General features: G+C 46.2%; 19 protein-coding genes. 14 read left to right on the forward strand and 5 right to left on the reverse strand.

What is annotated here, in order from left to right; all coding sequences use genetic code 11:
• Window positions 1–24 precede the first annotated feature (24 nt).
• Genes RS891_RS13780 through RS891_RS13810 form a run of 7 tightly spaced genes read left to right on the forward strand, consistent with a single transcriptional unit; the run spans window position 25 to window position 7,668 of the window.
• On the forward strand, window positions 25–975 hold the full coding sequence (locus RS891_RS13780) for an ABC transporter permease (protein ID WP_113052258.1): 951 nt from the start codon (window positions 25–27) through the stop codon (window positions 973–975).
• Window positions 976–991: 16 nt separating this feature from the next.
• On the forward strand, window positions 992–1,915 hold the full coding sequence (locus tag RS891_RS13785) for an ABC transporter permease (protein WP_397386914.1): 924 nt from the start codon (window positions 992–994) through the stop codon (window positions 1,913–1,915).
• Window positions 1,893–2,909, forward strand: a complete 1,017-nt coding sequence (locus RS891_RS13790; protein ID WP_315795582.1) for an ABC transporter ATP-binding protein — start codon at window positions 1,893–1,895, stop codon at window positions 2,907–2,909. Before RS891_RS13785 ends, RS891_RS13790 begins: the two co-directional genes overlap by 23 nt.
• Window positions 2,887–3,876, forward strand: coding sequence for an ABC transporter ATP-binding protein (locus tag RS891_RS13795; protein WP_315795583.1), 990 nt, complete (start codon window positions 2,887–2,889; stop codon window positions 3,874–3,876). Before RS891_RS13790 ends, RS891_RS13795 begins: the two co-directional genes overlap by 23 nt.
• A 15-nt stretch (window positions 3,877–3,891) precedes the next feature.
• On the forward strand, window positions 3,892–5,142 hold the full coding sequence (locus tag RS891_RS13800; protein WP_315795584.1) for a M20 metallopeptidase family protein: 1,251 nt from the start codon (window positions 3,892–3,894) through the stop codon (window positions 5,140–5,142).
• Window positions 5,139–6,845: a M28 family peptidase gene (locus RS891_RS13805; protein WP_315795585.1), complete on the forward strand. Its 1,707-nt coding sequence runs from the start codon at window positions 5,139–5,141 to the stop codon at window positions 6,843–6,845. The genes RS891_RS13800 and RS891_RS13805 overlap by 4 nt, the downstream gene beginning before the upstream one ends.
• A gap of 58 nt (window positions 6,846–6,903) precedes the next feature.
• Window positions 6,904–7,668 carry an SDR family NAD(P)-dependent oxidoreductase gene (locus tag RS891_RS13810; protein ID WP_113052253.1) on the forward strand — a complete coding sequence of 255 codons (765 nt, stop codon included), beginning with the start codon at window positions 6,904–6,906 and terminating at the stop codon, window positions 7,666–7,668.
• Between the two features lie 48 nt (window positions 7,669–7,716).
• On the opposite strand, the gene RS891_RS13815 is transcribed toward RS891_RS13810, so the two are convergent.
• The gene (locus tag RS891_RS13815) at window positions 7,717–8,646 is read right to left on the reverse strand and encodes a LysR family transcriptional regulator (protein ID WP_315795586.1); all 930 of its coding nucleotides are present in this window, start codon (window positions 8,644–8,646) and stop codon (window positions 7,717–7,719) included.
• A 240-nt stretch (window positions 8,647–8,886) separates the two neighbouring features.
• Between RS891_RS13815 and RS891_RS13820 the strand changes: the two genes are divergently transcribed.
• From RS891_RS13820 to RS891_RS13840, 5 genes are all read left to right on the forward strand, one after another.
• Window positions 8,887–9,474, forward strand: coding sequence for a TetR/AcrR family transcriptional regulator (locus RS891_RS13820; protein ID WP_315795587.1), 588 nt, complete (start codon window positions 8,887–8,889; stop codon window positions 9,472–9,474).
• Between the two features lie 65 nt (window positions 9,475–9,539).
• Window positions 9,540–11,021, forward strand: coding sequence for a DHA2 family efflux MFS transporter permease subunit (locus RS891_RS13825; RefSeq protein ID WP_113052844.1), 1,482 nt, complete (start codon window positions 9,540–9,542; stop codon window positions 11,019–11,021).
• A gap of 273 nt (window positions 11,022–11,294) precedes the next feature.
• A complete protein-coding gene (locus tag RS891_RS13830) occupies window positions 11,295–11,948 on the forward strand; it encodes a serine/threonine-protein kinase (protein WP_113052250.1) in 654 nt (217 codons plus the stop codon).
• A gap of 115 nt (window positions 11,949–12,063) precedes the next feature.
• Window positions 12,064–12,384, forward strand: coding sequence for a transposase (locus RS891_RS13835; RefSeq protein ID WP_053779095.1), 321 nt, complete (start codon window positions 12,064–12,066; stop codon window positions 12,382–12,384).
• 23 nt (window positions 12,385–12,407) lie between these two features.
• A complete protein-coding gene (locus tag RS891_RS13840) occupies window positions 12,408–13,244 on the forward strand; it encodes an IS3 family transposase (protein ID WP_315796312.1) in 837 nt (278 codons plus the stop codon).
• 108 nt (window positions 13,245–13,352) lie between these two features.
• On the opposite strand, the gene RS891_RS13845 is transcribed toward RS891_RS13840, so the two are convergent.
• Window positions 13,353–14,333 (reverse strand): alpha/beta fold hydrolase, encoded by a 981-nt coding sequence (locus RS891_RS13845; protein WP_315795588.1) that lies wholly within the window; start codon window positions 14,331–14,333, stop codon window positions 13,353–13,355.
• Window positions 14,334–14,438: 105 nt separating this feature from the next.
• Window positions 14,439–14,972: a DUF1572 family protein gene (locus RS891_RS13850; protein ID WP_113052249.1), complete on the reverse strand. Its 534-nt coding sequence runs from the start codon at window positions 14,970–14,972 to the stop codon at window positions 14,439–14,441.
• A gap of 172 nt (window positions 14,973–15,144) precedes the next feature.
• Between RS891_RS13850 and RS891_RS13855 the strand changes: the two genes are divergently transcribed.
• Window positions 15,145–16,116: an MBL fold metallo-hydrolase gene (locus RS891_RS13855; RefSeq protein ID WP_315795590.1), complete on the forward strand. Its 972-nt coding sequence runs from the start codon at window positions 15,145–15,147 to the stop codon at window positions 16,114–16,116.
• Between the two features lie 65 nt (window positions 16,117–16,181).
• Here the strand turns inward: RS891_RS13855 and RS891_RS13860 are convergent, their stop codons facing one another.
• A complete protein-coding gene (locus RS891_RS13860; protein WP_315795592.1) occupies window positions 16,182–16,763 on the reverse strand; it encodes a LysE family transporter in 582 nt (193 codons plus the stop codon).
• A 134-nt stretch (window positions 16,764–16,897) separates the two neighbouring features.
• On the opposite strand from RS891_RS13860, the gene RS891_RS13865 reads away from it, so the two are divergent.
• Window positions 16,898–17,452, forward strand: coding sequence for a helix-turn-helix domain-containing protein (locus RS891_RS13865; protein ID WP_113052246.1), 555 nt, complete (start codon window positions 16,898–16,900; stop codon window positions 17,450–17,452).
• Window positions 17,453–17,550: 98 nt separating this feature from the next.
• On the opposite strand, the gene RS891_RS13870 is transcribed toward RS891_RS13865, so the two are convergent.
• Entirely contained in the window at window positions 17,551–19,965 is a 2,415-nt protein-coding gene (locus RS891_RS13870) for an arabinan endo-1,5-alpha-L-arabinosidase AbnB (protein ID WP_315795593.1), read from the reverse strand.
• Window positions 19,966–20,349 lie beyond the last annotated feature (384 nt).

The raw sequence follows: 20,349 nt of genomic DNA on the forward strand, positions 1-20,349 counted from the left end.
ATTGGAAAGTGAGGTGGCCCTCATATGGGTGGATATATTGTTCGTCGGTTATTGTCCTTGATACCTGTCCTTTTTGTGGTGGCAATCGTGGTGTTCTCCATCATTCATGTTACACCGGGGGATCCCGCTGCGATTCTGCTGGGTGAAGAGGCGAGCAAAGCCGATATCGATGAGCTAAGAAGCAAGCTGGGGTTGGACAGACCGATCTATGAGCAATTCGGTATTTGGTTGCTAGGGCTGTTATCCGGGAATTTGGGGGAGTCCATCTTTCTGGACAAACCTGTGACAGAGGCTTTTTTTGAACGACTGGCGCCTACATTGTCCCTTGCGATCATTGCCCAGGTCATTGGTGTGTTCCTTGCCTTGTTCCTTGGCATTACAGCGGTTAAGCGAAGAGGAACCATCGTGGACCAATCGGTGATGGGTTTTTCCATGCTTGGCATCTCCATTCCGAGTTTTCTGTTGGGATCACTGCTGGTCATGTTCTTTAGCGTGAAGCTGCGCTGGCTTCCCGTTGCAGGGTATCAGCCGCTCACAGAAGGTCTGTGGCAGCATATCAAGTATCTGTTGCTCCCTGGCATCGTGCTTGGCATCATTCAGGCAGCGCTCATTACCCGAATGACAAGATCCTCCATCCTGGATGTGATGTCCGGCAATTTTATCAAAACCGCCAAAGCCAAGGGTGTGAAAGAAAAAACGATCGTGTATACACATGCGTTACGCGTTGCATTCATCCCTATTCTCACAGTTATTGGGGAATCGTTCGGTGGGTTGGTTACTGGTGCTGCGGTTATAGAAACGCTATTCAATATTCCGGGAGTGGGGCAGCTCATCGTCAATTCGATCAGCAGAAGGGATTACTCGGTTATTCAGGGTTCAGTGCTGCTGGTTACGGTGGCTTATGTATTCGTAAATCTAATCGTTGATTTGTTGTATGGTTTGGTCGATCCACGAGTTCGATTAAGCAAGAAATGAAGGGGGTGGAGACAACTTGATAACCAACCCGGATACCACCATTGCTGCGTCAGCATATCAAAAAGGGAAGAGCAGACGCAGCGCATTCAGGCGCTTTATGCATAATCAGTTGTTAAGCACAGGGGCGGGAATTCTGCTTGTTGTTGTGCTTTTGGTAATCATAGGGCCGATGCTTACACCATACGGGCCGTTACAGATTGATCCGGTGAATCGACTTAAAGGGCCCAACGGGCAGCACATATTTGGCACAGATAACTTTGGACGTGATGTATTCACTCGCGCCGTATATGGTTTGCGTATTTCGGTTGCGGTTGGTTTCGCTGTTACGGTTGTATCTTCTTTGATCGGCATGATTGTTGGGCTGTTATCTGCAAGTTATTCGGTACTGGATCATATCTTTATGCGCATCTGTGATGGTTTGTTCGCTTTTCCGTCCATTTTGCTTGCCATCTCCATTATGGCGGCTCTTGGCCCGAATCCGGGTAATGTCATTATCGCCCTAAGCATTATCTTCATTCCATCGATGGCCCGGATTATTCGTTCCAAGGCACTGGTTATTCGGGAGTTAACTTATATTGAAGCGTTGCATGCGCAGGGAGCAAGCAGCTGGCGCATCATTTGGATTCATATGGCGCCCAATACGCTGTCTCCGCTCATTATCCAATCCAGCTTCATTTTTGCCGTATCGATCCTGACGGAAGCTTCTCTAAGTTTTCTTGGAGCGGGTATTCCTTCCCCGTCCCCAAGTCTCGGGAATATGCTTTTTGACGGAAAAACGGTAATCTACAACGCTTGGTGGATGACTGTCTTCCCGGGCATTTTCCTGGTGCTCGTTGTACTGGGTCTGAACCTGTTCGGCGATGGCCTTAGAGATCTGCTCGACCCGCAGGCAAATAAGGTGAAAAGGGGGAGACGTCGTGGGAAAACAACCGCTGCTTGAGGTGAAGGACCTGAAAGTATCCATCTCAACCGAAAAAGGAACCATCCACCCGGTGGAAGGCGTATCCTTCCACGTCCTTGCCGGGGAGACGCTGGGCATCGTAGGTGAGTCCGGCTGCGGGAAAAGCGTAACCGCCGAATCCATTCTCAGACTGTTTGATGAAGATTACGTGGATTACTCGGGTGAAGTCCTCTACGAAGGTACCGATCTCTTAACTTTGTCCAAAAGACAAATGGAACGCATTCGTGGCAATGAACTCTCCATGATCTTTCAAGACCCCATGTCTTCCCTGAATCCGGTTCAGACGATTGGCAAACAAATTGCCGAGAGCTTGAAGCTACATCAAGGCATGAATGGCAGACAGGCGCGTCGGGCTGCCGTGGATCTGCTGCGTATGACAGGTATCCCCTCACCTGAAAAGAGGGTAGATGAGCATCCGCATGAAATCTCGGGAGGGATGAGACAGCGGGTCATGATTGCCATGGCACTTGCCTGTAATCCAAAACTGCTTATCGCAGACGAACCGACAACGGCACTGGATGTGACGATTCAGGCGCAAATACTGGAGCTTATCGAAAGTCTGCAAGCGAAGACGGGACTTGGTGTCATCCTGATTACACATGACCTTGGTGTAGTCGCAGAGACATGTACAAGAGTGGCGGTCATGTATCTTGGACAGGTCGTGGAGGAGGCGAGCGTAGAAGATTTATTTTTCAATCCCCAGCATCCATATACGTCAGGCTTAATGAAATCCATTCCCCGTATTGATGGCGAGCAGCACAGCAAGCTCCATGTCATTGAGGGAACGGTACCCGCGCTGCATCAGGTTCCAGCAGGCTGCCGATTCGCTCCAAGATGTGCTTATGCGGATGAACAATGCCTGCGAGCAGCGCCTACTTTGAAACAGGTGGACGAGAACCATTCGGTACGCTGCTGGTATCCCGGAATAGCAACGATTCAGGAGGAGACACATGAACTCGAAATCATTGGTTGAGTCGAAGCCGCTGCTACAGGTTAGCAATCTGAACAAACATTTCCCTGTTCGATCTTCTTTTGGCAGAACCAGAGGGCAAGTCAAGGCAGTTAACGATGTATCCTTCGACATCCACACAGGACAAACCTTTGGCCTGGTTGGCGAATCCGGCTGCGGTAAAAGCACACTCGGTCGGTCGATTCTCAGACTTGTTGAGCCAACGTCAGGGGAAGCATTTTATGAGGGCACGGATATCCTGGGGTTAAGTAAAAAAGAACTGCGAAGCTACAGGCAGCATATGCAGATGGTATTTCAGGACCCATACACCTCGCTGGACCCTCGCAAACGCATCGGTTATTCCATTGAAGAACCGCTATTAATCCACAACAAGGGCAACAAACGGGACAGAATGGAAACAGCCATGTCGTTACTGCGCAAAGTTGGATTCAGTGAAGAACATTACGAGCGGTTTCCCCATGAATTCTCAGGTGGTCAGCGTCAAAGGCTGGGCATCGCCAAAGCGTTGGCCCTTGGACCGAAGCTCATTATATGTGATGAACCCGTGTCAGCGCTGGACGTGTCGATTCAATCCCAGGTCATTAATTTGCTGGAAGAGGTTCAGGAGGAGCTCGGCATTTCTTATTTATTCATTGCACATGACCTTAGCGTTGTACGCCATATTGCAGATCGCATTGGTGTGATGTATTTGGGCGAGATGGTGGAACAGGGACCAGCGGAAGCTTTGTTCGCCGAACCTTTGCATCCCTATACCAGATCATTATTGTCTGCGGTACCGATCCCGAATCCTCGGGTCAAAAGGGAAAGAGTTGTATTGAGCGGTGAGATCCCATCGCCACTTCATCCGCCTGCCGGCTGTGTTTTTCATACCCGATGCCCATACGTTATGGATACATGCAGACAGTTCGTTCCACAGAAACGATTCGTCGCTCCAGACCGTGAAGTGCAGTGTCATTTATACGATGAATAGAGGAGGAATGAAACAATGAGTTTTCGTAGTTCAGCCGAAAAGTGGAAGGACGAAGCTATACGGCTTCGACGCCATATACACCAGAATCCTGAGCTTGGTCACCAGGAGTTTGAAACGGCCAAGCTGATTGCCCAATTTTTGGAGGACGCTGGTCTCGAAGTCCAGACGGGTGTAGGCGGCACAGGAGTTGTTGGGCTTTTGAAAGGTGGACGTGAGGGAAGAACCATTGGAATTCGCGCCGATATGGATGCACTGCCAATCTTAGAAAAGACAGGATTGCCGTTTGCCAGCGTTCACGAAGGGGTGATGCATGCTTGCGGGCATGATGTGCATACCGCCATTCTTCTTGGAACAGCAGCGGCATTAAGCGAGCACAGGGATGAGCTTCAGGGAACGGTGAAGTTCATTTTCCAGCCTGCTGAGGAAGTACAGGGAGGTGCAACGGATCTTATTGAGGCAGGTGTATTGCTTAATCCGGAAGTGAATGCGATCATTGCGCTCCACGTGTGGCCGGATTTGCCTGCTGGCAAGATTGGTTTGAGAAAAGGGGCCATGCTGGCGGCGGCCGATGCCTTTGATATTCGAGTGACGGGAAAAGGTGGACATGCTGCCTATCCGCATCGAACCGTCGATCCGGTCATCATTGCAGCCCAGATTATAACTGCGTTGCAAACGGTAGTCTCCCGAAACTTGTCTCCGCTTGATTCTTCCGTCATCTCGATCACGAAACTGCAAAGCAATAGCCATGCTTATAACGTTATCGCTGGGGAGGTCCAACTCAGAGGTACCATTCGTACGCACAATCCTGAGACGCGTGAAGCTGTGCCCGTATATATGAAGCGACTCATTGAGACCATTGCGGGAGGGTTCGGTGGTAAAGCGGAATTTGATTACTACCGCGGCGGTTCTCCTGTAATAAACGATGATCGTATCGTTGATGTGATTGAACAGGCAGCGGCAGATACCATTGGCCGGGAAGCTGTGGTGTATCTGAAGGAGCCATCCATGGGCGCCGAAGATTTTGGTGCGTATCTCGAATATGTACCGGGTGCCATATTCCGGCTCGGCACGATTACAGAAGAAGATGCCCGATCAGAACTGCCCCTTCACAGTGATTCCATCATTTTTGATGAGCAAGCGATTGTTACAGGAATATCGGTTCTTGGAGAAGCAGCCATCCGTTACTTGAATCAGAACAGTGATGATGAATCAAGGATTGCGCTGGGCGTTGCAGCAGGCAATGAGCACAGGGGGGGATCGACATGACTGAGTTGCAGCAACAACCGGAGGTAGACTCCATATTGCACGAGGTCGACCGTGATCTTCTGCTTGAATACAACAGACAGATTGCGAAGGAAATTCGTTTGTCGGGTTCCGAAGAGGAACTGCGGGCTTTCCATTATATTAAGGAACAGCTTGAGGATTTTGGGGTGACCACCGAGCTTACGTTGGACAAAGCCTACATCAGTATCCCTGTCAGAGCAGAACTTAAGGTCGGCGGCATTTCTTTTGCAGCTATTACGCATTCCATGTCAGCCCAGGCGAAACAGTTGAACACGTTTTTGAGATGCATAGAGCTAAAGGATTCAGACCAGACCGACTGGATCAATCAAGTGACAGGTCATGCGGTGATCGTTCACGGACTTGCGAATGGACCCACGATTTATCGTTTGCAGCAGTTGGGCGCAGCAGCCGTCATATTTATCAATAGCGGTGCGTATACGCATGAAATGATTGTTTCCTCCGTTTGGGGAAATCCGACACCACAGGATGATGGCTATCCGTCCATTCCAGTTCTGTCGGTCAACCATTCGGATGGAGAGCAGATCAAGTCTTTGATCGCCTCGGAAGAAGGAGAGACTATAGCAATTACATTGACCGTGGAAGTTCGCACAGAATGGGTGAACATTCCAACCCTGATTGCTGAGATTCAGGGGACGGAAGAGCCCGAATCTTTTGTGCTGTTTAGCGGGCATGTGGATTCATGGCATTATGGCGCAATGGATAACGGCTCCGCCAACGCCGTCATGGTGGAGACAGCGCGGGTACTATCATTACATCGTGACACGCTGCGGCGCTCCGTTCGGTTTGCATTTTGGTCAGGCCATTCCCACGGCAGATATGCCGGCTCTGCATTATACAGTGATCTTCATTGGGAAGATTTGCATGAAAACGGGGTGTTGCATATCAATATTGATTCCGTGGGCGCCAAGGGAGCGAGTGAGCTCGGTGCAGCTAATACAATGGCAGAGACTCGGACACTTTGTGCAGATGCCATACGTATCGTCACGGATGAACCTTTTCGCGGATCACCGTTTGGAAGGTCGGGAGATCAGTCCTTCTGGAGTGCTGGACTTCCGTCTGCTTTTATGGGGCTGTCCTATCAGCCTGAGGGCTGGTTTGGCTGGTGGTGGCATACGACTGAGGACACGCTGGACAAAATTGATGCAGATTATCTGGCACGTGATTGCAAGGTGTACGTAGCAGCCGTCCATAATGCTGCCTCTGCTCCCATTATTCCCATTGATCAGAGACAGGCGATCCGAACGCTTTCCGAACGAATTGGCTATTATACGGAGCTTATTGGAGACAAGTTTGACCTTTCACGCTTAACAAGCAGGGTCCGGCAGCTACAGAATGCCACGGAGCATTTCTATGACCGGATAGGTTCCACGTCCTTACCGGCTGCTTCTATTACAAAAGCGAACCGAACGATATTGTCACTTAGCAGATGGCTGGTGCCCATCAATTATGTTCGAGGCAGCCGGTATGATCATGATGCCGCAGGCAGTCATTCGCTTGTACCTGCGCTATCAGACATCGAACTTCTGGCGGCAGCCGAAGTAGGCAGTGAAGCCTTTTTCAGACTCCAAACATCACTTATACGTCAGGTGAATCGGATTGGTTATGAAATAAAGCAGGCAGAGCGACTTGTCGTTGAGGCCGAAAAGAATCTCGTTTTGAATTAACCCAAGTTGAAGCAGCCTATTTACAGCAAGAACATCATGATATAGAGGAGCGACTGTCATGCCGGAACGAACATTTGCAGGGAAAAGGGTAGTCATTACCGGAGGGGCAGGTGTTTTTGGCCAATGGATTGCACAAGCATACGCCGCCGAAGGCGCGAGCCTTTATTTGTCCGATATCCGGGAGGAAGCTTTGAGGGGTACAGTAGATAAGCTGAAGCAGGAGGGAGTGGATGTACACTGGCATGTAACGAATCTTGTGGATGAACACTCCATTAATGAATTGGTTCAAGCGGTGAAGCAGCAATGGAAAGCGCCGGATATTGTCATCAATAATGCGGGAATATATCCATACCGCACACTCATGAACATGACGCTTCAACATTGGAATGAGACGATGGATCTGAATCTGGCAGCACCGTTCCTGCTCACTCAGCATTTTGCCAAACAGATGATTGCGAGCGAAGTAGAAGGTTCCTTCATTAATATAAGCTCTGGAGCAGCTTCCACCGCAGGAGTCGGCATGGGGAATTATTCGGTTTCGAAAGTAGGAATCGAGATGCTGACCAAAACCTTTGCCCTGGAGTTGTCGCCCTATCGCATTCGGGTAAATGCGGTTGTGCCGGGTTACGCACCCGGCAGCGAGGTTAGTGTGATGACGAAGGAGCATACGGAACATATGATCAAAATTACACCGCTAGGCCGGACATCAGGTCCGGATGATGCTCCGCAAGCGATATTGTATCTGACTTCTGACCAGGCATCATTTATTACAGGCAGCATATTAACGGTAGATGGTGGACGCACGGCAGGCAGACTTAAGTAACTGTTTGCGCCCTAATAAAGAAAATAGGATGGCAGCTGGTGAGTCCATTTACGGTATAGCCAGCTGTGAAGGGAGTTCAAATTCGGGAACATATAGATTGCTCTGAAGCAGCGCAGCCCGAATGTCCAGCATGAGCTTTTCACTCGCGGAGCCAAGCGGTATATTTCGCTTACGCAAAATGCCAGCAATGGGCCCAACCTTGAGATCGGCAATTTTCTGAATAACGGTACCTGGAATGGCGGGGCAGATTGTTGCAACCGGAGCAATAGTTATGCCTAATTTGGCTTGTACATAATACTTGTGAGACCGAATATTACTTATTTCAATTCCCTGATAGTCGCTGTCGATTTTCTCGGCCAATAGCTGCTCTATACGGATGCGGATTGGGCAATTGGGGGGTGTGAATAGAAATTGTTGTCCTTTCAGATCTGCCAACTGGATTTCATCACCCTGAGCAAATGGATGTGAATCATACAACAGCAATGCCATCGGTTCAAAAAGCAGCGGTTGAAACTCGGTTTCCATACTCGTCTCAGGAGAAGGGCAGACGGCAAAGTCAAGCTGCTCATCAATTAGCAATTCATTAAGCAGCTTACTGTCCCCGATGCGCACGCTGAGCTTAATCTTGGGATTCTGTTTTACAAAAGAAGACAGAATAGCAGGAAGGCGATGGCTTGCTGTTGGTTCAGATACTCCAATTCGTACAAACCCCGCTTGTCCCTGTTGAATGTCGGTGATCGTATTTGTCAAATACTCGTATTCCTTCAGAAGCTGATCGGCTCTGGCGTAAAATATTTTCCCCGCTTCCGTCAATTTAATCTTTTTGCCTCTATCCAGTAATTTCATACCCAGATCGGCCTCAAGTTTCTGCATATGCAGTGTAATGGCGGGTTGTGAGTACTGCAAAGCTTCTGCTGCCTGCTGAAAGCTCCCGAGCTTTACAATCGTTTGAAAGGTCTTGATCATTCGCATTTCCATGGCAAACACCTTTCTATTCATTATTGTAATGATCAGTATATCATGGTTAATACATACTATCCCAATAGGATATTATGTTTTTAGAGTGTTATCAAGAGTAATTTGCATTTGTTCTTTGCATGCACTGGATTGATAGCGCTATCAAGAAAATTGGCCGAAATATAAGGGTTGACAGTGTTTTTCGAAACGGTTTTAATTATATAGACCGATTGTTATAATTCATTTAAGGATGTGGCTTTATTGAGTGAAAAGTCTAATGCTAGAGAACTAATTGTCAGCACAGCAGCCAGACTGTTTTTTTCACAAGGATATCATGCGACCGGTCTAAATCAGATTATTAAGGAGAGCAGTACGCCAAAAGGCTCGCTATATCATTATTTCCCTCATGGCAAGGAAGAGCTCGCTCACGAGTGCATTCAAAAAGCCAATGAAAACATTCTGCAGAAGTTTGAAGAAGTATTTGCTGCTCATGATAATACGGGGGATGCCATTCAGCAATTTATTCATGACTTAGCCATTGAAACGGAGGCGGCAGGTTTTACGGGTTTTCTTCCATTTAGTTTCTGGGCAGCCGTGGAGACCTCGTGCATCAGTCATCAATTGCGAATTGCCTGTCAGGACGTGTTTGCAGGATGGCAGCAAATCATTACGAAACATCTGATTTTGGATGGCATAGGTGAAAAGAAAGCACAAGAGATGGGACTCCTCGTCATTTCATTAATGGAGGGCGCATTGATTATCAGCCTGACCAACCAGGATAAACAGCCTTTGCTGACGGCTGCTGATTATTTGTCCGTTGTGGCGAAGAATGCAAAAGAGAAGCAATAAGCTTCGTAAAGAGAGAAATAGAAATCGTCAGATTGTTTGAGGAGGATGGGATTGTGGAAGCTGCCATGAAGGCTGGTTCTGTAAAGGATCAACAAGAAACAAAACAATATAAAGTATTTCCGATTTTATTCGCTATGTTACTTAGCGGTTTTATTGGTCTGTTCGGTGAAACAGCACTAAATGTGGCATTGACACCGCTTATGGGCTTGCTCGAAGTTGGACCTACGACCATTCAATGGTTAACGACAGGATATTTGCTCGTCTTGGGTATTTTGGTGCCGGTTTCCGGTATGCTGTTACAATGGTTTTCGACGAGACAGTTGTTCACAACTTCTCTGATTTTTTCGATTGCAGGAACGCTGGTTGCTGCTATTGCACCGAGCTTTGAAATTCTATTGGTGGCACGGGTATTACAAGCTGTAGGTACAGCTCTCTTACTGCCGCTAATGTTCAACACCATATTAGTTATCTTCCCGATTGAGAAGCGTGGCGCTGCCATGGGATTGATCGGTTTGGTAATCATGTTTGCACCAGCGAGTGGTCCGAGTATCTCGGGTCTGATTTTGGCCAATCTGAGCTGGCACTGGATTTTCTGGATCTCCTTGCCTTTCTTCATTATTTCATTGGTATGCGGCTTGCTGTTCTTACCGAATATTTCGAACTTGACCAAGCCCAAAATTGATGTTCTTTCCATTGTGCTTTCCACACTTGGTTTTGGTGGCATCGTGTACGGATTCAGTAGTGCAGGAGGCCATGGGGAAAGTGGTGGTGGCTGGACCAGTCCTATCGTTGTAGCTACACTGGTTATTGGAGTACTATCTTTGCTGTTGTTCAGCATCCGTCAATTGAGAATGAAACAGCCGATGATGGATCTGCGGGCATTCAAATATCCAATGTTTACAGTCGGTTTGATTCTGATCTTCCTTTGTATGATGATGATGTTGTCATCCATGCTTATCCTGCCAATGTACCTGCAACAAGGTATGGCGGTTACGGCTCTGACGGCCGGTCTGGTACTGCTACCGGGCAGCTTGCTGAATGGATTCCTGTCTCCGGTTATGGGGCGTCTGTTTGACAAATTCGGTCCGAAGTGGCTTGTGATTATCGGTCTTGCGATTGTAACTGTTGTACTCTTCCTGTACACAGGAATCACTCCGACAACGACCCTGGGCAAGATTATTACGCTGCATATCTTCATGATGATCGGGATTTCAATGATCATGATGCCTGCTCAAACCAACGGCTTGAATCAATTGCCACCTGAATTCTATCCTCACGGAACGGCGATTATGAATACATTGCAGCAGGTATCGGGAGCTATTGGTACAGCTGTTGCGGTAAGTATATTGAGCGCAGGTCAGACACGCTTCTTGAGCAGTGTGACAGATCCTGAGAGTCCAGAGAATCAGTTGGCAGGTTTCACATCCGGTGTACAAAATGCATTTATTTTCGCACTGGTTCTTGCTGTGATTGGTTTGATCATTTCACTCTTCGTGAAACGAGTTAAGGTCGGTGCTCAGCAGGGCCAACAAGGTCCTATGCATTAATTGAAAGTCATATATGAAATGAAACGATGCTCTCTCTTTAATAGAGGGCATCGTTTTTTTGTACCTTGACATGAAACGGGTTCCATCCATTAGAGTGAAAATAAACCTGCTAGGTGAATAGAATAAATCTTGATTTTGAAAGCAAATAGTTCATGTTCTGGCGAAATTGTATATGTTCATATGGAATTTTAAAGATAATATAGAGAGTAGATTAATAAAAACGGATAGAAGAAAACGTTTTAGAATGTATTTTATAATCAAGGAGACGTCTTTATGAGAATCGTTAAAACTATACCTGCGAATATTGAACAGTTGCTAGATCGATATGAGAAAAATGGTCATCTGACCATGCAAGCTTCTCTAATGGGAAAACAGTCGGTTGTCTATCAATTACAAGAGTACTGCCTTAAAGTATATACGACTCGTGGAAAAGTGGATGGGGAATTGGAGTGTGAGGCGCTCTTGTCATTGCAAAACAACCATCATGTTCCCGAATTGTATGCGTACGCTTCGGGGAATTTTGTCCTGACAGAATGGATCGAAGGCTTCAACCTGAAACAGTATCGGGCAACATACGGGCACATACCGCACAATCTGATATATGATATGTTCTCAACAGAACTTCAGCAGATTCAGGCGGGTTATCGTGATTGGGATGTCATACGATATGAGAATTTGTTATGGACTGCAACAGGGGAGGTCAAGCGGACTGATTTTTGGCTATGTGAATCTGTCAGTTGTATGCGATTGCGGGAGCGATTACAACAAGAGATTATTCGAAAGATTGAGCGGATATACAGCGGTGATGGAGCTGGCCTGGAGGAGATCGTGCATTATTTTGATCGACACGGTCTTACAACCACGGAGGTCCAAGAGGCATTGGCACATTTCAGATCGCTAACACCGAGGATGGCACTAGCACAGTAACGAGTTTAACGAAATAAAAACCCTGACGACTTGGTATTATCCCCTTTAAGTAGACACTTGAAAAAACCTTCATGTTATCATGAGGGTTCAAGTGACACTTGGAGGGGATATTTTTATGGCCAAAAAAGGACAAACATTTCAGACGTATACCGAAGAGTTTAAATTGAATGCAGTTAGATCCTATGTCGAAGGTTCTTCAAGTTACAAGGTGGTCGCTGATCGCGAAGGAATTCGAAACTGTTCACAACTGAAGGTGTGGGTAAAAAAATGGAAAAACGGGGAAGCGTTTGATGAGCGAAAAAACAATGTTCCGAATCCAATGAAAGGACGTCCTCGTACTGCCTTTAGCAGTGTAGAAGAAGAACGGGATTACCTTCAAGCACAGGTGGATTATTTAAAAAAGCGGTATCCAAATCTAGTAAAGGAGAAGCGCTGAGCCAACGGGAGAACTACGATATCATAGACGAATTGCGCTGCTCGCATGGCATTACACGCCTATTATCGATTACAGGAATACCCCGTTCCAGTTACTACAAATGGCGAGCAACACAGCCGCAGCGAGACGCAAGACAAGACCGTGAGCGTGAGATCAAAGAACACATGATGGCTATTCATTTTGCAAACCGAGAGTTTGGTTATCCTCGCATGACAACGGCGTTGTGGGAGGCTGGTCTGAACGTTAATCACAAGAAAGTATGGCGAATCATGCGGGAACTATCGATCCAATCGGTAATTCGTAAGAAGCGGAAGAAGTCCAGCTATACGCCATCTGTGATTTATCCGAATCGCCTGAAGCGCCAGTTTCATGCGACAGCACCCCAGCAAAAAATGGTGACGGATATTACCTATATTCCGAATGGAAGTACATTTGTTTACCTGTCCGTGATTCAAGACCTGTTCAACAATGAGATTGTAGCTTGGCAGTTGTCTAAACGGAACGATGTTCAGCTCGTATTGGATACGGTGGAACAATGGACACAAAAAAGAGACGTTTCAGAAGCCGTGCTCCATTCGGATCAGGGCTTCCAATACACGTCTCAGGCGTACAACACACGATTAGAAGCATTCGGCGTGAAGGGCAGCCACTCTCGCAAAGCAACCTGCCTAGATAACGCATGCATCGAATCCTTCTTTTCGCATCTCAAGACAGAGAAGCTGTACCTTAAACAGTGTAATTCAGAAGTAGAGATTCGACAAGCCGTGGAAGATTATATGTACAATTACAATTACCGACGTTTTCAAGCCAAACTCAAACAGCGCGCACCGATTGAATATCGATGCGCACTGGCAGCATAGCTTTTTTCATCTGTCTACTTGACAGGGGTAAGACCAACTACCAGAATCGTTAGGGTTTTTATTTATTTTGGAACGAATTTTACGCTTTTTTTCGTTTGTTCAGGAAATTTACTTCTTAACCAAATCCAATATTTCATTGGCAACAAGATCCGGGTGATATTGATGAATATAGTGCTCGGTATCCTTAACAGTTATATGTTTGGATTGTTCCGACCAGGACGTAAATTCAGCCTGTGTTTTATCCCACTCGGGTTCACTGGCGCCGAAGTAATCTGCGGTCAGTATGGTAAGCGGAAACAGAAAGGGCTTTTTGTTGTCGATGACAACCTTGGCATTGGTTGTGGTTTCGCGCAATTCATCTACGGTGTTGGCATTGCCGTAATTAAGCAACAGAGCCGTTGTATCTATTTTCTTCAAATCATCTGGTACAAGCTTCAGGCCGTTACGACTGGCATTCGAGGCTTCTACAACAGCGTCAGATTGCATAAGTAATCGGAACAATCCGGTTTGGATACGGAACTGGTTCATGAAGCCGCCGACCACGCTTGCTATATCCTCAGAGTCATTGGCGTAGTATTCCGGGCTTCCTCCATCCACCATCACGATGCCCTGCACCTCATCCGGGTATTTTTGGGCAAATCGCAGTGTTTCCAGCGAGCCGAGCGAATGTGCAACCAGTACGTATGGCGGCTTTTGTCCAGAAACTTCTAATAACTCGTGCAATTCATCCGCAATCGTATCGACATCACGTTTCTTATCGGTCACATCGCTATAACCATAGCCAAAGCGATCATAAACCGCGAATTTCGTATAAGGTGCAAGCTTTTCGTAGAGCGGATAATAATCCACATAAGGATCAGCAGTGCCCCATCCGGATGCAAGGACAACTGTTGTATCTCCTTGCCCAGCCGTATATAAATGCATATTGTCACCATGTATACTGTAGAGCTTGCCAGGTGGAATAAATGTTTTCTGATCCTGACGGGTACTCACTTGTTGATAGATCAAGCCCGTAACCAGAAGGAGAAGTAATGCCACTACTCCGAATATAAACGTCTTAAATAATCTTCTGCGGAATTTTTTCATCATCTCTCACATACTCTCTCTGTATTTTCTCTATCATATATGCCCAATCTTATTGGAGAGAAAACAGAGTCTTAATTCCACCTTAATTATTTTTTTGCTCGATAGTTATTAGTGATATAGTCCTGTGAGATGTTCGTCGCTGGGCTGTAAAATCTTCGACAGCAGTACAATCTGGCCTGTATGGTAGCCGTAATGGGAGGCGACCTTTATCAAAAGAGAACGTACGAATTTATGCTCATGCGCATCTGTGGCTTCATCCTCACGACGGTTCATACGATTCCAATCGGTCAACTCATAGGGAATGGTCACTTCTCTGGACAAATCCTCCTCTTCCAGACTAGATAATATCGCGATTGATTCTGTTCGCACCTTGTGAAGCTTGGTTAATAATTCCTCCCGGCTCAGACCGCTATTGGTATTGAATTCAGCAGAACGTTCCCGGATTAGAGGCTGGTTCCCAATACCAGTCACCAGGTTCTGATACTCATTGCCCGCCAAATGCAGACAATAATTCCCCACACTGTTCATACCAGGCTGAAGTCTGGTCCAAATCTGTTCCTCGTTCAACCTGTTCAAGCTGATTTCAATACGTTCTAGCTGCTTGTTCATGTCCTCAATTACGTCCTGAATAAGTTTAATCATGATAACATGTCCTCCATTCATTAGGGTTGATTGGATATCAAATTCAGATAACCGAAGGCGAATTGATTATAGACGAACAATGATTTAATATAAAGGCTAATATTGCTCCTGTTTTACTCAAGATTGAATGATTGCTTGAATTATTGATTATAGAGAACAGAAGGTATGAATAATGACAAAATACGAAAATCAGGTTCCGACATCCGCAGGTATGAGCTTTAGCTCCCTCGTGAGCATGTTGAAAGATTCCATGCGCAGAAGTATAGAGCGAAGACCTGCGGTTAACATTCCCGTAGAGAAATATGAACCAGCGGAATCGTTAAATGTATCCGATCATCCACAGGTGACATGGTTCGGTCATTCGGCTTTTTTGCTTGAGATTGAAGGACACAGATTGCTCTTTGATCCAATGCTGGGCAACCGTCCATCTCCTGTATCTTGGGCGGGTACGAAACGATACAGTACTAATCTGCCGATTCAACCCGAGGATTTTCCAGCCTTGGATGCGATCATTATATCGCATGACCATTATGATCATCTGGACTATTCCTCTATCCGCAGATTGAAGAATAAAACACAGCGATTTATCGTTCCCCTTGGCGTGCGTCGAAGACTGATTCAACTGGGTGTGCCCTCGGAACAGATTACCGAACATAACTGGTGGGATGAGCTATCCTTTAAAGGTTTGACATTAGCCTGCACGCCGGCGCGGCATTTCTCGGGCAGGGGATTGTTGGACCGCAATTCGACACTATGGTGTTCGTGGGTCATTGTTGGACAAGAAACGAAGGTTTTCTTTAGTGGCGACAGCGGATACGGTCCTCATTTTAAGGAAATCGGCAGTAAGTATGGACCCTTTGACATGACCCTGATGGAATGCGGGCAATATGATGAGCGTTGGTCCAACATTCATATGATGCCAGAAGAAACGGTACAGGCACACTTGGATGTAAAGGGAGGGCTGCTCATTCCGATTCATTGGGCTGCTTTTACGTTGGCTTATCATGCCTGGAACGAGCCGGTTGAACGGATCACCAAGGCTGCACATGCCCTGAACGTCACCGTTGCAACGCCCAAAATCGGTGAGAAGGTTGTACTGCATACGGGATCTTACCCAAGCCAACCGTGGTGGAGATCAAACTGAGGAGATCTGAAATAATTATAAAAGCGTCCAACTCATTAGATGGGAGGACGCTTTTTCTCTTGCATTTATTTTAAAATCGATAGTGCGCTATAGATGAGCGACACACCCATTAGAATATTAAAAGGACGCTCATATTTCATTAAAAAGCTCTGAAATAACATGCCGCATAACCCCCAGGTCATATTGGCACTAATGCCAATGATGGTTAGAAGCAACGAAAATACGATCATATGAACATGAGAGTCTCCGAGAGGCATAACAAATACCGAGATGGCCGTCAGACCATACAGAATGACTTTGGGGTTGAGGAATTGCAGGGTGAAGCCAAAGAGAAACGTAAAACGATTAACCTTTGAGTCTTTGGCATTTGCAGGTTTACTTCGCATAATTTTGATCGCCAAATAGATCATGTATACACATCCCAATATGTTCAGGACCGGTTTGATCCTAGGGATGTATTGGTGGAGAATAAGGTTGAAATAACTGGACAGAAACATAATAAGCAGGCAGCCAGCTGCTACGCCGGCAATAAATGGAAGAATTTTTTTGAACCCTTCGTTTCTTGCATGCGTCATGGCGATGATGTTATTTGGACCCGGTGTGAATGAAGCCACGATTGCGTAAGTCAGTAACGGTAAGATATTCATAAGTCCTCCACATATTATTCTTGTTGTATGTTATATTTAATTGAAATGTACGCTATAACGTACGTTCCGTATAATTGTACAATATGTACGCTATACAGCACAATATAATCTTTTAAAACAGAGGTGACAGTATATTGAAAAACATTAATGTTGTTCTGGCACAGAATTTGAAGCAGCTCAGGGAACAAAGAAAACTTAGTCTGGACAAGGTAGCCGAGATGTCTGGAATCAGCAAGACGATGCTTGGTCAGATTGAACGGGGTGAATCCAACCCTACAATTGCGACAGTATGGAAAATTGCGAACGGCTTGAAAATTTCCTTTACCGCCTTGATCCACGAGCCGAAGTCGGACACTACAGTTGTAACGGGCAGTGATATTCAGGCATTGATGGAGGATGAGGGAAAGATTCGCATTTATCCGCATTTTACCTTCGAAGAGGGGCGTCGTTTTGAAATGTACATGATGGAAATGGATGAAGAGTCTTCTTTGAATGCTGAACCGCATATAGAAGGGGCAGAGGAATTCATTACGGTTTTTGAAGGAGAAGTTACGATTCGGGTTGGGATGGAGGAGTATATGGTAAAACAGGGGGAGTCCATTCGTTTTCGCGCGGATAAGGCTCATGGCTATAAAAATTCGGGAGTCTCTGCGAATAAATTAAGCATGGTCATTCATTATTCAAAGTGAAATGAAATAAAACGCCAATACAACAGTCTGTGAATTCGACCGATATATTGGCGTTTTTGTTATCTCAAATCAATTTCAAACCTAAGGGTTTGAATGAATTAAGGCTTTTCTTTTGCCTGACGCTGAATTTCGTTGGAGGTTAACGCTTTATCATATACTCTTACGTGATCCAGTGAGCCTTTATAGAAGGGATCGGCTGCATAGCGGCTTTTGCCCAAATAAGCTTCCGTCACTTGCAGATCTTTCGGGTTAAACTTGATTTCCGTGCTGCTTGCTACGACTTTTCCATTCACATACATAGTGCCGGTATCTCCTTGAAGGGTAACAGCGACATGCACCCATTGATTGGAGGGCAGCGGCTCAGCAGCAATCAGGCTCTGATCTCGTCCCTGATCATGAATGGTGAATTGCAGAGCTCCGGTATGCTGGGAGGGAGTAAGGAACATATGTCTGGTCAGTCCATTTCCAAAGTCGAAAATTCGCTGCCAGGCTCCGCCGCCACTCCAGTTGACCCATGCACTAAAGGTGAAATCCGTTGTATCGGTAATGATTCCGGGCAGCTGGATGTAGCTGTCGGTTCCATTAAAAGCAGCAGCCTGATTTTTGCTGCCAACCGCAGAAGTCGTCACATTAAAGGCTTTGCCGTGATATTCATTTTTGCTGAAATCCTGTGCGATTTTAGCAAGTTTCTTTTGTTCAAATGTATATTCTCCCAGCAGTGGACTAACCGCCTGTTGTGGAATGATAACGTTAAATGTTTTGGAGCTTACGGCACTACCTTTGCGGATCGTTGCGGTTAATGTCACTTTGGCATCCCCCTTACCAGCACGAGGGCGGTTCACTACTCCGGCAGCTGAAAGGGCAGAGGTGTTGGAAGATTTCCATGTTATCTCTGCATCACGTGTTCCTTTGGTCGGGAGGGAAAGGTTGAAAAATACGTTCCCTGTGTCGCCGATGCTCAAATCCTTTTTCACCGCATTAACAATATCCTGATCCTTGAGTGCAGCCATCTGACTTCCCCAGATGGCCACGCCAGAGGAGGAGAGTGCGCTAAAGGTCAGAACCGTCTTCTGGGAATCTGGCTCCCATTCATGCGTGAAGACACCTGTATACACAACATTATTCGATGTGATCTGCACCTGATTGTCTGCTTCAAGACTCCATGTACCCGTCACCGCACCACTAATTTGCCCATCCGCTGTGAACTGAACGGTCTGTGAAGATTTGATCTCGGCCGTAATTTCCTTCCCGTGATTCACCCATTGGTACTGACCAGCAATCTCCTGGGTTGTCAATTGGGCAGTGTTTTCTTCCAATGCCGCATAGCGGTAAGGAGAAACAACAGGCCATCCTTCCGAATTCATATGCATCTCATGTACACGGGCTTCATGCTCTTCTCCGCGACCTGGAAAGCGTGAATGGAAGATCAGGAATTGTTTTCCCGTCTCAGCATCAATATAAGCGGAGTTATGTCCTGGTGATACATAGCCAACACCCTGACCTGTGCCCGGGTCACCGATCTGTCTTTGAAAGAGGAAATTCCCCAGTAATTTGACGCCAAAAGGCTCGATCGAGCGGTCATCAAACAAGGGTTTGTCCTTATCCGCTTTGACGTTGATCATGTCGTTTCCTTCAGCATCGAGGAAAGGGCCGTCAGGTGTTTTGGAGCGGGCTACCCGAATGTTATATCCCCCGTCAGCACCCAATCCGCCATAGGACAGATACAGATAATAATAGTCGGTTTCGGGACTATAGAGCATATAAGGTGCTTCGATACGGCTGTGATTGCCTCCGGTCAGTTTTTTGCCATACCCCTGATTAGGGAGAGGTTTTCCCGTCGTTTCATCCATCTCCAGAATGAAAATTCCTCCGGAATAGGAACCGTACACCATCCAGAGCTTGCCGTTTTTATCGTAAAATACATCAGGGTCGACCACATTCGGATGTATGGTAGCATCGTAAATAGTGCCATCTTCACTGATCTCATCCCACATGCCGGATTTGAGCAGAATACCCCGATCCTTATAAGGCCCCTCAATGTTGTCTGCCACAGCAACGCCTAACGCAGAGCGGGGAGAGTCCCCTTTACACGCATTGTAGTACATATAAAATTTTCCATCCGCCAACTGAATGACGTCTGCTGCCCATAACGTATCGGTCTGCGCCCATTGCAGGGCTTCAGCGAATTCCTTGGTTACATTAGGCACAACAGGGTTGTCATCCGTAACCCCGGAGGCGACAGAATCCCAATTCATCAAATCCTTCGATTTTGCTACTTGAAGATGTGAACCAAAAATATAAAAGGTATCACCCACCTTAATAACGGAAGGGTCATGAACGGAGACATTCCTGAATGCTGGAATCGCATTCGCAATGGATGTGGAAACTTGCGGGTTGGTACTGGCTGCCCCCGGACTGTCCGCCAATACGGAGACGGGAGCCAAAGCTGTTGTCGTAAGTAATGCAGAGCTCAGTAAAGAAATATTAAGTACGCTTATCCAATAACGTTTCATACGTTTCCCCTTTCCCAATACCTGAAATGAAAAATAGCCCTAATCATTGCCCCAAACGTTAACTCGTTGGACAGCCCTCCTTGTGATTGCCATAATTTATCAAGCGCTTTCATTTGTTATATTATCAATCAATTTATATATTTGTAAACTATAAATATCAGGGTTGAGTGACTTTAGGATTGAGAGGGAGATCGGCAAAAGATTGATTTTTCGTAAGAATTCCTATGATACAACAGATGATTTGTAATTTTGTGATTGAAATATTTACTCGAAATAAGATACTATACGATTAGATTATGTGTTTATATATTTATTAATTAATTTATGTTTATACGAATTAAAGAAAACTTATCTACGAAAATTCAACCTACATAGGAGGAATGA

Source organism: Paenibacillus sp. BIC5C1 (assembly GCF_032399705.1).
GTDB lineage: Bacteria > Bacillota > Bacilli > Paenibacillales > Paenibacillaceae > Paenibacillus > Paenibacillus taichungensis_A.

Bases quoted from the DNA above. Each gene is read 5' to 3' on its own strand.
- RS891_RS13780 (WP_113052258.1), top strand. From the start codon at position 25: ATGGGTGGATATATTGTTCGTCGGTTATTGTCCTTGATACCTGTCCTT.
- RS891_RS13795 (WP_315795583.1), top strand. From the start codon at position 2,887: ATGAACTCGAAATCATTGGTTGAGTCGAAGCCGCTGCTACAGGTTAGC.
- RS891_RS13800 (WP_315795584.1), top strand. From the start codon at position 3,892: ATGAGTTTTCGTAGTTCAGCCGAAAAGTGGAAGGACGAAGCTATACGG.
- RS891_RS13805 (WP_315795585.1), top strand. From the start codon at position 5,139: ATGACTGAGTTGCAGCAACAACCGGAGGTAGACTCCATATTGCACGAG.
- RS891_RS13810 (WP_113052253.1), top strand. From the start codon at position 6,904: ATGCCGGAACGAACATTTGCAGGGAAAAGGGTAGTCATTACCGGAGGG.
- RS891_RS13815 (WP_315795586.1), bottom strand. From the start codon at position 8,646: ATGGAAATGCGAATGATCAAGACCTTTCAAACGATTGTAAAGCTCGGG.
- RS891_RS13825 (WP_113052844.1), top strand. From the start codon at position 9,540: ATGAAGGCTGGTTCTGTAAAGGATCAACAAGAAACAAAACAATATAAA.
- RS891_RS13830 (WP_113052250.1), top strand. From the start codon at position 11,295: ATGAGAATCGTTAAAACTATACCTGCGAATATTGAACAGTTGCTAGAT.
- RS891_RS13835 (WP_053779095.1), top strand. From the start codon at position 12,064: ATGGCCAAAAAAGGACAAACATTTCAGACGTATACCGAAGAGTTTAAA.
- RS891_RS13845 (WP_315795588.1), bottom strand. From the start codon at position 14,333: ATGATGAAAAAATTCCGCAGAAGATTATTTAAGACGTTTATATTCGGA.
- RS891_RS13850 (WP_113052249.1), bottom strand. From the start codon at position 14,972: ATGATTAAACTTATTCAGGACGTAATTGAGGACATGAACAAGCAGCTA.
- RS891_RS13855 (WP_315795590.1), top strand. From the start codon at position 15,145: ATGACAAAATACGAAAATCAGGTTCCGACATCCGCAGGTATGAGCTTT.
- RS891_RS13860 (WP_315795592.1), bottom strand. From the start codon at position 16,763: ATGAATATCTTACCGTTACTGACTTACGCAATCGTGGCTTCATTCACA.
- RS891_RS13870 (WP_315795593.1), bottom strand. From the start codon at position 19,965: ATGAAACGTTATTGGATAAGCGTACTTAATATTTCTTTACTGAGCTCT.